Raw genomic sequence first — 13,082 nt, forward strand, 5'->3', positions numbered from 1 at the left:
GTCGGCGCTCGCCGCCCGACGGATCGAAGCTCGCCGCCCGACGGGTCGAACGCCAGCGCCGTCAGTGGTGGACGGCGAGGACCTCGACGCTGGGCACGAGGAACACGGCGTCCGGGTTCTCCGCCCACTGCCGCCACCCCTGGGAGAGACGCTCGAGATAGAGGTGCGAGGCGAACCCGCGCTGGACGGCCTGGTCGGCGAAGGCCGACCGGGTGATCCGGTCCGACCACAGCTCGGCCCACCACCGCCGCTCGTCGCCCGTGTAGCACCACGTGCTCGCCGTGACGGTGACGTCCGTCAGCCCCGCCTGGTGCAGCCAGGACAGCAGCCGGCGTCCGGCATCGGGCTCGGCACCGTTGGACCGCGCGATCCGCTGGTACAGGCTCATCCACTCGTCGAGCTCGGGCACCTGCGGGAACCAGGACATCGCCTGGTAGTCGGCGTCGCGGACGGCGATCACGCCGCCCGGGCGCAGCACGCGGCGCATCGAGCGCAGGGCGCGCACCGGTTCGGTGAGGTGCTGGAGCACCTGGTGGGCGTGCACGACGTCGAAGCGGTCGTCCGCGAACGGCAGGTCCAGCACGTCGCCGAGCCGCCAGTGCAGGTTCGGCGGCCCCGGCTGCGCGGCCGCCGTGTCCAGCACATCGGCGGCACTGTCGAGCCCGATCACCTCGCCCGGAGCCACCCGCTCCGCGAGGTCACGGGTGATGGTGCCCGGCCCGCACCCGACGTCGAGCACGCTCATGCCGGGGGTCAGCCGGGGCAGCAGATAGGCCGCCGAGTTCTCGGCGGTGCGCCACCGGTGCGAGCGCAGCACGCTCTCGTGGTGGCCGTGGGTGTACCGCGGCACACCCGGAGGCGCCGTCGGTGATCCTGACGTCATTGTCATCCCTGTGTTGAAAGCCGGTCACATCGCGGTCGACCAGAGGTCACCCGTTGTTTCCTTCGGCGTCGATCACGCCGAGGCCGGCGCGGTGAGGGTCACGTACTGCTTGAAGGCGTCCGTGGCGCGTTCGTAGGCCCCGGCGCCCTCGAACGCGTGCGCGGCCCGGAGCAGGGCCCGCGAGGACTCCCCGACCCGGCCCATCTGCTCGAGGATGCGGGCATGGATCAGTTCGGCCTCGCCACCGGTCTGCGGGGCGAGCGTCTCGAGTTCGGCCAGCACCGGAGCGAGATGGGTGAGCGCCTCGCCGGGGCGCGAACGGCTGAGTGCCCACCGGGCGCTCACCATCGCCAGCTCGAGCTTGTCACTGCGGTTGCCGACGACGTCGATGGCGAACTGGGCGCGTTCGAGATACTCGGTGACCTGGTCGCTGCCGGAGTCGGCCGTGATCCTCATGTCCGCGGTCGTCTTGTTCAGGCGGCCCCACTGCCGCAGCCCCATCGCGGGTGAGAGCAGGTCGATCGCCTGGTTGTGCAGCCGGACGCCCTCCTCCGGGTTGCCCTGAAGGAATGCCATGTTGCCGACGGCCCAGGCGCCGCGGCCGCGCATCTGCGCCGACACCCGCGGGCTGGGCGCGAGGTCGACCTGGGCGGCCACCTCATTCGCCTCGGCGATCTGGTCGCTCTCCGCCAGCGTCGCGACGAGGGCGCACTGCGCCTCGAGCAGCGTCGACGGGTTGGCAGAGGGGTGGCCGCGCAGCAGGTCGACCGCGGCGCGGGCATGGTGCACGGCGTCGGGCAGTCGGCCCATGCCCTGCTTGGCTGCGGCCGCGATGATCTCCGCCTCGGCGGCGAGATTGACCGACTCGCGGGCGATCGGGTGGTTGCGGAGTTGCTGGCAGGCCTCCCAGCAGGGCTCGTACTTCTCGCTCACCATGAGGCACTCGGCGTAGAGCATGCTCAGGGACCACCAGGCCGACGGATTGTGTTCCGCCTGCGCATGCGTGAGCGCGCGGGACGCGAACTCGGCAGCCTGCTCGTAGTCGTAGTTCTTCCACGCCGCTCGCGCCTGCATCTCGAGCTCGATGGAGGCGATCGAGCCACCGGTCGTCGCCTCCATCTGGAAACTGCGCAGTTCGTCGATGGGAACGCTGAGACGCGCCGCCAATTCGCTCAGGATCGCGTCCGTCGGGCGGCGGCGCCCGCTCTCGAGGAGGGAGATGTAACTGGCCGTGTAGGCGTCGCCGGCGAGCTCGGCCTGGGTGAGGCCACGGGCCAGTCGCGCCGCCTTCAGCTTCTTACTGAAACTGGTGCTGATGGACATTCTGTCATGCTAGCAGGTGAATGTGACAAAAGCTGTCAAGTACACGAGTCAAATTTTTCAGCGAATCGGTTGTCAAATTCTGCTTTCATCACGTAACCTGACAGCACGCCGCCCGTCGGGGCGGTTCCTCGACGGCGTCGAGGCACGGTGACCGCGCAGGCGGAAAGGTACTGGGGAAACCATGAGCGTGAAGACTCGAGTCTCGAAGACACTGCCGACCGTCCTGGGTGCAGCACTGGCGCTGCCGCTGCTCGTTGGTGGAGCATCGGCCGCGAACGCTGCCGTGACGCCGGCGCACAGTGTCACGTCGACGTCGGTCTCGGCTTCGGTCACCCCGGCCGTGGGCAACTGGCCCGACCGGTTCTACTCCGTCACGCCCGCGGTGGGCAACTGGCCGGACCGCTTTTACTCCGTCACCCCGGCCGTGGGCAACTGGCCGGACCGCTTCTACTCCGTCACCCCGGCCGTGGGCAACTGGCCGGACCGCTTCTTCACGGTGACACCGGCTGTCGGCAACTGGCCGGACCGCTTCTTCACCGTGACACCGGCTGTCGGCAACTGGCCCGATCGCTTCAACACCGTCACCCCCGCTGTCGGCAACTGGCCCGATCGCTTCAACACCATCATCCCGGCCGTCGGCAACTGGCCGGATCGTTTCTACTCCGCGCCCATCGCGGCCTGACAGATTCACCCCAAGACCGGTTCTTGCGGTCGGTAACTGGCCCGACAGAACCAATGGGGGCTCGCTGCCCCTGATCCCTGGCCGGCGCTCCGCGCCGAGGATCGACACTGGCGACGTGTCGCCCGTGGTGCATTCATCGACCCAAACCCGGTGCACCACGGGACCACCTCGCCGACAGGTGCCGATGCTGACCAAGTCCATCGCCCCCCCAATTGGATGGCATGTCATCGATCGTCAGCGAGTCCCGCAGGTGCCCCGAGAGAACGGCTCGGGGCACCTGCCCTGTTAACAGCCCGGTCACGTCCGGGTCGGAACCGCGCAGCGATGCTGCTCCGATCGGTACAGCTCAGAGCAGGGCGAGCGTGGCGGGGTCGGCCTCGCCGTCGAAGAAGTGATCGAGCACGCGGGGGAAGGCGTCCTGCTCCGGATCGGCGCGGGCGAACAACGTCATCGAAGACCGCAGCTTGACGGCGTCGATGCCGCCGAGGATCTCCTCGGCCGTGCCGTCGGCGGCGACCACCGCCTGCGCTGCCTGGTGCAGGCGTGCGCCGAGCAGGGGGTGGCGCAGGTACGCGCGCGCCTCGTCGAGGGACGCGATGGCGTAGCGCTGTGCCATGGGGCTGCGGCCGAGCCCGGCGATCTGCGGGAAGACGAACCACATCCAGTGCGTGCTCTTCCGGCCGCGCTCGAGCTCCGCCAGCGCCGTCTCCCACGTCCCGTCGTCCTGCGCCCGCACGAAGCGCTCGAGATCGTAAAGATCGGCGTCCCCGGCGTGCGGCGTCATCGCGCGTCCCCGTCCGTGGATCGGAAGCCCTCCGCGATGCCCGTCAACCGGTCCCGGTAGTCCTCCCACCACTGCTCGTCCTGGGTCAGCAGGTTGTCGTTGCCCTCCGAGAGCCCGGCGCTGCCGTCGATGGACTCGCGCACGACGTCGGCATGACCGGCATGGCGCGCGAGATCGGTGATGACGTGCACGAGGATCTGGTGCAGCGTCACCGCTCGGCGCTCCTCCGGCCACCACGGCACCAGGCCGGGCTCATCCAGGGGCAGGTCGGCGATGGTGCGGTCCGCGTGCTGCTGCACCCGCTCGTAGAGCGCGAGCACGTCGTGGGCCGGGACGTCCGCCGGTGTCCAGAAGTCGTCGTTGTCGGCGTACTCGGAGTCCCACGGCAGCGGCTCCGGCAGGGGGCGGTCGAAGACGAGTCCGAAGTACTCGGCCTCCACCCCGCTGGCGTGCCGGACGAGGCCCAGCAGATTGGTGCCCGTCCGTGTCATCGGCATCCGCAGGTGCGTCTCGTCCAGGCCGTCCAGCTTCCACGCGAGGTCGCGGCGCACCCCGCGGAGGTAGCGGTGCAGGGTCGCCTTCGCGGACGGCGGCGTGGTCGTCGGGCTCATGCGGGCAGAGTACGCGGCCCACGGCGAGGGCGGCAGATCCCTGGCGGAACTACCCGGGAATACGGGAGCCGTGTACAGGGTTGAGCCAAGTGAACTCAACTCGCCTTGACATCCTCGGAGAGTCTCGGCAAGCTTGAGTGCAGAAGGCTCAAGACGTGCCCTCCCGCATCGTCTGTCTCGTCGAAAGGAACCACCCATGTCCCGTGCAGTAGGCATCGACCTCGGTACCACCAACTCCGTCGTCTCCGTCCTCGAGGGCGGCGAGCCCACCGTCATCGCCAACGCCGAGGGTGCGCGCACCACCCCGTCGGTGGTCGCGTTCTCCAAGTCCGGCGAGGTGCTCGTCGGTGAGATCGCCAAGCGCCAGTCGGTCAACAACATCGACCGCACCATCGCGTCGGTCAAGCGCCACATGGGCACCGACTGGACCATCGACATCGATGACAAGAAGTACACGCCGCAGGAGATCTCCGCGCGCATCCTGATGAAGCTGAAGAACGACGCGGAGAGCTACCTCGGCGAGAAGGTCACCGACGCGGTCATCACCGTGCCGGCGTACTTCAACGACGCCGAGCGCCAGGCCACCAAGGAGGCCGGCGAGATCGCGGGCCTGAACGTGTCCCGCATCGTCAACGAGCCCACCGCGGCCGCCCTGGCGTACGGCCTGGACAAGGGCAAGGAGGACGAGCTCATCCTCGTCTTCGACCTCGGCGGTGGCACCTTCGACGTCTCCCTCCTCGAGGTGGGCAAGGACGACGACGGCTTCTCCACCATCCAGGTGCGGGCGACCGCCGGTGACAACCGGCTCGGCGGCGACGACTGGGACCAGCGGGTCGTCGACTTCCTGCTCCAGCGCGCCAAGGCCAGCACCGGCGTCGACCTGTCCAAGGACAAGATCGCCCTCCAGCGTCTGCGGGAGGCCGCCGAGCAGGCCAAGAAGGAACTCTCCAGCGCCACCAGCACCAACGTCTCGCTGCAGTACCTCTCCGTCACCCCCGACGGCCCGGTCCACCTGGACGAGCACCTCACCCGTGCCAAGTTCCAGGAGCTGACCTCGGACCTGCTGGACCGCACCAAGAAGCCGTTCCACGACGTCATCGCCGAGGCCGGCGTCAAGGTCGGCGACATCGACCACGTCATCCTGGTGGGCGGCTCGACCCGCATGCCCGCCGTCTCCGAGCTCGTCAAGGAGCTCGCCGGTGGCAAGGAGCCCAACAAGGGCGTCAACCCGGACGAGGTCGTCGCCGTCGGCGCGGCCCTGCAGGCCGGTGTCCTCAAGGGTGAGCGCAAGGACGTGCTGCTCATCGACGTCACCCCCCTCTCCCTCGGCATCGAGACCAAGGGCGGCGTGATGACCAAGCTGATCGAGCGCAACACCGCGATCCCGACCAAGCGCAGCGAGACCTTCACGACCGCCGACGACAACCAGCCGTCGGTGTCCATCCAGGTCTTCCAGGGCGAGCGCGAGTTCACCCGCGACAACAAGCCGCTCGGAACCTTCGAGCTGACCGGCATCGCCCCGGCCCCCCGCGGCGTGCCGCAGGTCGAGGTCACCTTCGACATCGACGCCAATGGCATCGTGCACGTGTCCGCGAAGGACAAGGGCACCGGCACCGAGCAGTCGATGACCATCACCGGCGGTACCTCGCTGGCGAAGGACGACATCGAGCGGATGGTGCGCGAGGCCGAGGAGCACGCCGCCGAGGACAAGAAGCGCCGCGAGGCCGCGGACGCCCGCAACAACGCGGAGCAGCTCGCCTACTCGACGGACAAGCTCCTCAAGGACAACGCGGACAAGCTGCCCGAGGACGTCAAGACCGAGGTCCAGGGCGACGTCGACGCGCTGAAGTCGGCCCTCGAGGGGTCAGACGACGACGCCGTCAAGTCCGCGCTGGAGAAGCTGCAGGCGTCCCAGGGCAAGCTCGGCGAGGCGATCTACTCCCAGGCGCAGGCCGGCGGCGCGTCCGCCGGGGCCGGTGCCGAGGACGCCTCCACCGCCGGCGGCACCTCCGCCGGGGCCGACGAGGACATCGTCGACGCCGAGGTCATCGACGAGGACGAGGACAAGAAGTAGTCATGGGCGCACAGACACCAGGGGAGCCCCGGGAGCCGGGGCGCGACGGTGAGAACGGCGAGGGTCCCGTCTTCCGGGACAACCGTCGCATCGACCCGGTCACCGGCGAGGTCCGGGGCGCCGGGGCGGACCAGCCCACCGGTGCTGAGCAGCCCGGGCAGCCCGCCGACGGCGCCGACCGCGACGTCGTCGCCGAGGCCGAGGCCATCCTGGACGGGGCCGGAAGCGACGACGCCGACGGTGCTGGTACCGACGCGACCGCGGCGCCGGCGAACGATGCCGAGCAGCTCGCGGCCGAGCGGCTGGCCGACCTGCAGCGACTGCAGGCGGAGTTCGTCAACTACCGTCGCCGGGTGGACCGGGACCGGGACGTCGCCCGCGGCAACGCGGTGATCTCCGTCCTGACCGCCCTTCTGCCGGTGCTCGACGACCTCGACGCCGCGCGCCAGCACGGTGACCTCACCGCGGGGCCGTTCGCGTCGATCGCCGCCAAGCTCGACGCCGTGCTGACCCAGCAGGGACTCGAGCGCTACGGCGAGGTCGGCACCGTCTTCGATCCCGCCGTCCACGAGGCGCTGCTGCAGCAGCCCAGCGACGTGGTCGAGTCCGGCCACGTCAGCCATGTGCTGCGCTCCGGTTACCGTGTGGGGGACCGTGTCCTGCGCGCCGCGCAGGTGGGCGTCGCCTCCTGATCCCGGGGGTGCCGGGCAACCGGCACCCCACCCGAGACGGACCGTCGTCGTGCGCTGACCAGCGACGGCGGCGGTCCGCTCGTCATTCCCCTTCCCCACTCCCCGCAGAATCGAGACGCCATGGCCAGCCAGGACTGGATCGAGAAAGACTTCTACCAGGTCCTCGGCGTGTCCAAGGACGCCACGGAGGCCGACATCAAGAAGGCCTACCGCAAACTCGCGCGGAAGTACCACCCCGACCAGAACCCGGGCGACGCCGCGGCCGAGGAGAAGTTCAAGGACATCGCCGAGGCCAACTCGGTGCTCTCCGACCCGGAGGAGCGGCGGCAGTACGACGCGATCCGGGCGATGGGCTCCGGTGCCCGGTTCAGCGCCGGTGGCGCCGGTGCCGGAGCGGGCGGCGGCTTCGAGGACGTCTTCGGCGGCCTCTTCAACACCGGCGGCGGCCGCACTCGCACCCGCTACACGACGCCGGGTGGCGGCGGCGGCTTCGACGCCTCGGACCTGCCGCCCGAGTTCCGCGACCTCTTCGGGGGCGGGTCGTTCGGCGGGGGCGGCGGCTTCGGCGGCTACGGCGGCTACGGCCAGCAGACCCCGCAGAAGGGCGGCGACCGGCAGGCCACCACCGCGATCTCCTTCGCCGGGTCCGTCCGCGGCACCACCATCGGGCTGCGGGAGGGCGACGGCGACGTGATCGAGGTCCGCGTGCCCGCCGGCGTGCGGGACGGACAGAAGATCCGCGTGCGCGGGAAGGGCCACCCGGGCGCCGCCGGGGCGGGCGACCTGATCGTCACCGTCCAGGTCAAGCCCCATCCCCTCTTCACCCGCGACGGCGACGACATCCGCATCACGGTGCCGGTCACCTTCCCGGAGGCGGCGCTCGGCGCGACCGTGTCGGTGCCCACCACGGACGGCGAGAGCGTCAACGTCAAGGTGCCCGCGGGCACCCCGTCCGGCCGCACGCTGCGCGTGAAGGGCCGCGGGGTGGCGACGAAGAAACACACCGGAGATCTGCTGGTCAAGGTCGAGGTGGCGGTCCCGCAGAAGCTGAGCGGGGCGGCCCAGGACGCGGTCCGGGCGTTCGCCGAGGCCACGGACGACGCGGACCCCCGTCGCGACCTCGCCGCGCGCGCACGACTGTGACCGCACGCGTCAGCACCGGCCCCGACGGCGTCGCACCCGGGACCCGGGAGGAGTGACCATGGACAGGCCCATCGACACCGATGCCCCGATCTTCGTGATCTCGGTCGCGGCGGAGCTGGCCGAGATGCATCCGCAGACCCTGCGCCAGTACGACCGGATGGGGATCGTCACGCCGCAGCGCTCACCGGGCCGGTCGCGGCGTTACTCCCAGCAGGACGTCGATGCCCTGCGCACCGTCCAGCGGCTGTCCCAGGAGGGGGTCTCCCTCGAGGGGATCCGCCGGGTGATGGAACTGCAGAACCAGGTGCGCGCCCTGCAGAACCGGGTCACCGAGCTGACCGACGAGCTCGCCCGCGTGCAGGCCGGTGGCGGGGTCGTCGACGCGTCCCGCGTGTTCGCGGCCGGGATCGCCGGGGACGTCGTCTCCCTCGTCCGGGGCCAGCGTCCCCGCCCGCGCTCCCAGGCCGTCGTGCTCTGGCGCAAGCCCCTGCGCTGAGCGGCGCCGGTCAGCGCCGGATGTACGTCAGGTCCCGGATGACGCGGCCGGCGGCGATGCCCTTGCGCTCGAACCCGGTCTCGATCCGGCCGTCGAACCGCGGAGCCCAGCCGTCGGGGCCGTCGTTGGCCGGCGTGAATGCGGGCACCTCGTCGAGGGTCGCGCGCATCTGCTCCGCGTACTCCTCCCAGTCGGTCGCCAGGCGCCACCGGCCACCGGGCCGCAGCACCCGGGCCACCAGTTCCGCGAAGGCGGGGGAGACCAGGCGCCGCTTGTGGTGCCGCTTCTTCGGCCACGGGTCGGGGAAGAACATCCACACCTCGTCGACCGAGCCGGGTGCCAGCAGCGTGCCGAACACCTCGGGGGCGTTCGCCTCGATCACCCGGATGTTGGGTGCGCCCGCCGTGTCCGCCTTGCGCATCAGGTCCGACAGGCCCGGGCGGTAGACGTCCAGGGCCAGGAAATCCCGCTCCGGTGCGGCGGCGGCCGCGGCGACCACCGCGTCACCGAGACCGGACCCGATCTCCACGGTCAGGGGCGCGCGGCGGCCGAAGGTCGCGGGGGCGTCGAGGCGGGCGCCCGGGTCGACGGACGTGGCGCCCGAGGCGCGGGAGACGTCCACGAGGTAGTGACCGCTCAGCCGCTCCCACGCGGCGAGCTGCTTGCCCTGCAGCCGGGTTCCCCGCCGGACGAAGGAGACCACGCCGCGGTGTTCTCGTTCTCCCGGCTCCGCGTTCCCGGCGCCCTGCGCCCCGCCGTCCTCGTGATCCGTCACGGCGAACAAGCCTAGCGGTGAGGCGGCCGCCCGGCGGCCGTGTGACCAATCCCTCCGCCTCCGATCCCCGTCCAGGCGTTACCGGCGCGTAGGATCGAAGAGGTACCGGCACGTCGGACGGCCTTTCTCGTCCTGGTGCGCCATCATCGGCCCGCTCCGATCGACGAACGATCGGTCGCCCGGGCCGCCCTGCGGCTCCTGCCGCACCGGCTCCCGCCGGTTGCGACCACCCGCCGGTACGCGTCGCGAATCTGACGACCCGCCGCTCACGCGGCCCTTCCTTTTCCGGCGCACCCGCCGTGATTCCCCGCGTGCGGGCCCGACCATCGAGAGGTTCCACCCTCGTGACATCCTTCGCCGATCTCGGCGTCCCCACCGTTCTCGCGGACGCCCTGACCGCCAGCGGCATCGCCGCTCCCTTCCCCATCCAGGAAGCCACCCTCCCCGATTCGCTCGCCGGCCGTGACGTCCTCGGCCGCGGCCGCACCGGCTCCGGCAAGACGCTGGCGTTCAGCCTCCCGCTCGTCGCCCGTCTGGCCGGCGTCCAGCGCCGTCCCTCCCGCCCCACCGGGCTGGTCCTGGCACCGACCCGCGAGCTCGCGACGCAGATCAACGCGACGCTGGAACCGCTGGCCAACGCCCTCGGCCTGCGCACCACCGTCATCTTCGGCGGGGTGTCCCAGAAGCGGCAGGAGAGCGCCCTGCGCGCCGGCGCCGACATCGTCGTCGCCTGCCCCGGCCGGCTCGAGGACCTGCTCCGCCAGAAGGTCCTGACCCTGGCCGACGTGCGCATCACCGTGCTCGACGAGGCGGACCACATGGCCGACCTCGGCTTCCTGCCGGTCGTCCGCCGCCTGCTCGACACCACCGCCAAGGACGCCCAGCGGCTGCTGTTCTCCGCGACGCTGGACAACGGCGTGGACGTCCTCGTCAAGCGCTACCTGCACAACCCCACCGTGCACTCGGTCGACGAGTCCTCCGCCGCCGTCACGACCATGGAGCACCGCGTGTTCCTCACGGACGCGGACACCAAGAAGGACCTGGTCACGATGCTCGCCTCGGGCACCGGCCGGCGGGTCATGTTCATGCGGACCAAGCACCACGCCAAGAAGATGGCCAAGCAGCTGACCACCGCCGGCATCCCCGCGGTCGACCTGCACGGCAACCTGTCGCAGAACGCCCGCGACCGGAACCTGGCCCAGTTCTCCTCGGGTGAGGTGCGCGTGCTGGTCGCGACCGACGTCGCCGCCCGCGGTGTGCACGTCGACGACGTCGAGCTGGTCGTCCACATCGATCCGCCCACGGAGCACAAGGCCTACCTGCACCGCTCCGGTCGCACCGCCCGCGCGGGTTCGGACGGCACCGTCGTCACCGTCGTGCTGCCCGAGCAGCGCCAGGACGTGCGCAAGCTGCTCCGCGCCGCCGGCGTCGACGCCGCGCTCGAGACCGTGACCCCGGACTCGCCCGCGGTCGCCGAGGTCGTCGGGACGATCGCGCCCCGCGTCGCTCCGGCCCCCGTGAGCGCCTCCGGCAACCGCCCGAGCACGTCCCGGAAGCCGGCGACGGCGTCGTCGACCCGTTCCGGTGGCCAGGGTGGAGGCCGCTCCCGCGGCGCTCGCGGTCACGGCCGCGGCACCCAGGCCGACACCGCCTCCGCACCGCGTTCGGCGGCGGGCGGCTCGCGCAGCGGTGCCCGTCGCGGCGGTTCGGGCCGCAGTGCCTCGACCCCGAACGCGCGCCCGGCCTCGACCGTCGCCTACAGCACGACCACCGGCGCCCCCAGTGGCTCCTCCACGGGCGGCGGGGCTCCCCGTCGCTCCGGTGCCCCGGCGGGCCCGGCGCGCGGGAACGGCTCCCCGGCCGGCCGTCGTCGCGGCTCTCGCCGGGCGGACGCCCCGAACACCGCGCGTCGCCAGGGCTGACCCACACCACCCGCACCACCCCGCCAGCTCGTCACCAGATGCTCCATCCACCCCCTTCCGGGGGCCGGATGCGACATCTGGTGACGAGCTGGCGTCGTTCCGGGTGCGTTCAGCTCGGCCGGTTTCCGCTCAGCCGGTGGCGCCCTTCTGCAGCCGCGGGCTGTCCGGATTCATCACCGAGTGGCGGCGCGAGTACAGGAAGTAGATCACCAGGCCGACGACGAGCCAGACGACGAACCGCACGTACGTCTCGACGTTCTGGATCGAGAAGATCAGCCACAGCGAGAACAGCACGCCGACGGCCGGGGTGACCGGCATCAGCGGGGTGCGGAACTCGCGCGACAGGTCGGGGCGCCGGTAGCGCAGCACGATGACGGCGACGCAGACGACGACGAACGCGGACAGGATGCCGATGTTCGTCAGCCCTGCCGCCTCCTCGATCGGCAGCACCCCCGCGATGATCGCCGCGCCGATGCCGGCCAGCCAGGTCACGCGGACCGGAACGTGGCGCCTGGGGTCCGTCTTCGCGAACCACGCGGGCAGCAGGCCGTCCCGGCTCATCGAGAACCAGACGCGGGAGACGCCGAGCGTGAAGGTGATCATGACGGTCAGGATCGACACGATGGCGCCCACCGCGATGATGTTCGCGACCACCGGCATGCCGACCGCGTTGAACGCCGAGGAGAACCCGCTCTCCGGGTCGATCTCGGTGTACTTCTGCATGCCCGTCAGCACCAGGGTCGCGAGCACGTAGAGCACCATCGCGATCGCCAGCGAGTAGAGGATGGCCTTCGGCATGTGCTTCGTCGAGTCCTTCGACTCCTCGGCGGCGGTGCTCATGGCGTCGTACCCGAACACCGCGAAGAACACCGTGGCCGCGCCCGCCATCACTCCGGAGAACCCGAACGGGAAGTACGGCGAGTAGTTGGCGGTGTTGATGTGGAAGACACCGAGCACGACGATCAGCAGCACGAGCGCGACCTTCAGCCCCACGAAGACCATCTCGGCCCGGGCCGCGCTGCCGATGCCGCGCGTGAGGATGAACGCGGTGAGCAGGCACAGGATCATGGCGAACAGGTCGACCACGTGCCCGTCCCCGGTGCCGGGGGCACCGAGCATCCAGGCCGGTAGCTGGACGCCCACCTGCCCGAGCAGGAAGCCGAAGTAGCCCGAGATGCCGATCGCGACGACGGCGACGATGGCGATGTACTCGAGCAGCAGGTCCCAGCCGATGAACCAGCCCACGATCTCGCCGAGCGCCGCGTAACCGTACGTGTAGGCGGAGCCGGCCTTGGGCACCATGCCCGCGAACTCGGCGTAGGAGAAGGCGGCCGCGGCGCTCGCGACGCCGGCGATCAGGAACGAGAGGAGCACGGCCGGGCCGGCCTTGCCGTGGGCGACCGCGCCGGCGAGCGAGAAGATGCCGGCGCCGATGATGCCGCCGACGCCGATCGCGGTCAGCTGCCACAGGCCGAGGGTGCGCTTGAGCGAGTTCTCCTCGACCTCCGGTTCGATCTCGCCGATCGGTTTGCGGCGGAGCACGGAGTACGGGTTGGCCACCCGCGCCGTCCCCGGCGTTCCCCCTCCCCGCCTTCCCCCTCCCCGCCTTTCCCCTCCGGGCCTTCCCCCTCCGGGGGGTGCCGACCCCGGGGATGCCGATGATCCTGCCGGTCCTGACGGTGCCATCGTGACCTCCT

12 protein-coding genes are annotated in these 13,082 nt (G+C 71.0%); 6 read left to right on the plus strand and 6 right to left on the minus strand.

Going from position 1 to position 13,082, the window contains the following annotated elements:
• Positions 1-61: 61 nt before the first annotated feature.
• Positions 62-883 carry a methyltransferase domain-containing protein gene (locus BGP79_RS08405; protein ID WP_076694489.1) on the minus strand — a complete coding sequence of 274 codons (822 nt, stop codon included), beginning with the start codon at positions 881-883 and terminating at the stop codon, positions 62-64.
• Between the two features lie 72 nt (positions 884-955).
• Positions 956-2,206, minus strand: coding sequence for a helix-turn-helix transcriptional regulator (locus tag BGP79_RS08410; RefSeq protein WP_076694490.1), 1,251 nt, complete (start codon positions 2,204-2,206; stop codon positions 956-958).
• A 181-nt stretch (positions 2,207-2,387) separates the two neighbouring features.
• Between BGP79_RS08410 and BGP79_RS08415 the strand changes: the two genes are divergently transcribed.
• Complete coding sequence (locus tag BGP79_RS08415; RefSeq protein WP_143588347.1) at positions 2,388-2,888, plus strand: hypothetical protein; 501 nt, start codon at positions 2,388-2,390, stop codon at positions 2,886-2,888.
• 346 nt (positions 2,889-3,234) lie between these two features.
• Here BGP79_RS08415 and BGP79_RS08420 read toward each other — a convergent pair whose 3' ends face one another.
• Together BGP79_RS08420 and BGP79_RS08425 are read right to left on the minus strand one after the other, a co-directional pair.
• Positions 3,235-3,672 (minus strand): DUF1810 domain-containing protein, encoded by a 438-nt coding sequence (locus BGP79_RS08420; RefSeq protein WP_076694493.1) that lies wholly within the window; start codon positions 3,670-3,672, stop codon positions 3,235-3,237.
• The gene (locus BGP79_RS08425; RefSeq protein ID WP_076694495.1) at positions 3,669-4,283 is read right to left on the minus strand and encodes a DinB family protein; all 615 of its coding nucleotides are present in this window, start codon (positions 4,281-4,283) and stop codon (positions 3,669-3,671) included. The genes BGP79_RS08420 and BGP79_RS08425 overlap by 4 nt, the downstream gene beginning before the upstream one ends.
• Positions 4,284-4,479: 196 nt before the next feature.
• Here BGP79_RS08425 and dnaK point away from each other — a divergent pair, with 196 nt between their 5' ends.
• The 4 genes from dnaK to BGP79_RS08445 all read left to right on the plus strand — a co-directional run bounded on the left by dnaK (position 4,480) and on the right by BGP79_RS08445 (position 8,688).
• On the plus strand, positions 4,480-6,357 hold the full coding sequence (dnaK, locus tag BGP79_RS08430) for a molecular chaperone DnaK (RefSeq protein WP_076694496.1): 1,878 nt from the start codon (positions 4,480-4,482) through the stop codon (positions 6,355-6,357).
• 2 nt (positions 6,358-6,359) lie between these two features.
• Complete coding sequence (locus BGP79_RS08435; RefSeq protein ID WP_076694498.1) at positions 6,360-7,049, plus strand: nucleotide exchange factor GrpE; 690 nt, start codon at positions 6,360-6,362, stop codon at positions 7,047-7,049.
• Positions 7,050-7,169: 120 nt separating this feature from the next.
• On the plus strand, positions 7,170-8,192 hold the full coding sequence (locus BGP79_RS08440; RefSeq protein WP_076694499.1) for a DnaJ C-terminal domain-containing protein: 1,023 nt from the start codon (positions 7,170-7,172) through the stop codon (positions 8,190-8,192).
• A 58-nt stretch (positions 8,193-8,250) separates the two neighbouring features.
• Positions 8,251-8,688 carry a heat shock protein transcriptional repressor HspR gene (locus BGP79_RS08445; RefSeq protein WP_076694501.1) on the plus strand — a complete coding sequence of 146 codons (438 nt, stop codon included), beginning with the start codon at positions 8,251-8,253 and terminating at the stop codon, positions 8,686-8,688.
• A 10-nt stretch (positions 8,689-8,698) separates the two neighbouring features.
• On the opposite strand, the gene trmB is transcribed toward BGP79_RS08445, so the two are convergent.
• A complete protein-coding gene (gene trmB, locus BGP79_RS08450; RefSeq protein WP_076694502.1) occupies positions 8,699-9,391 on the minus strand; it encodes a tRNA (guanosine(46)-N7)-methyltransferase TrmB in 693 nt (230 codons plus the stop codon).
• Between the two features lie 416 nt (positions 9,392-9,807).
• Between trmB and BGP79_RS08455 the strand changes: the two genes are divergently transcribed.
• Positions 9,808-11,385, plus strand: a complete 1,578-nt coding sequence (locus BGP79_RS08455; RefSeq protein ID WP_076694504.1) for a DEAD/DEAH box helicase — start codon at positions 9,808-9,810, stop codon at positions 11,383-11,385.
• A gap of 129 nt (positions 11,386-11,514) precedes the next feature.
• Here the strand turns inward: BGP79_RS08455 and BGP79_RS08460 are convergent, their stop codons facing one another.
• Entirely contained in the window at positions 11,515-12,945 is a 1,431-nt protein-coding gene (locus BGP79_RS08460; RefSeq protein WP_076694505.1) for an amino acid permease, read from the minus strand.
• Positions 12,946-13,082 lie beyond the last annotated feature (137 nt).

It is taken from the genome of Tersicoccus sp. Bi-70 (assembly GCF_001968825.1).
Lineage (GTDB): Bacteria > Actinomycetota > Actinomycetes > Actinomycetales > Micrococcaceae > Tersicoccus.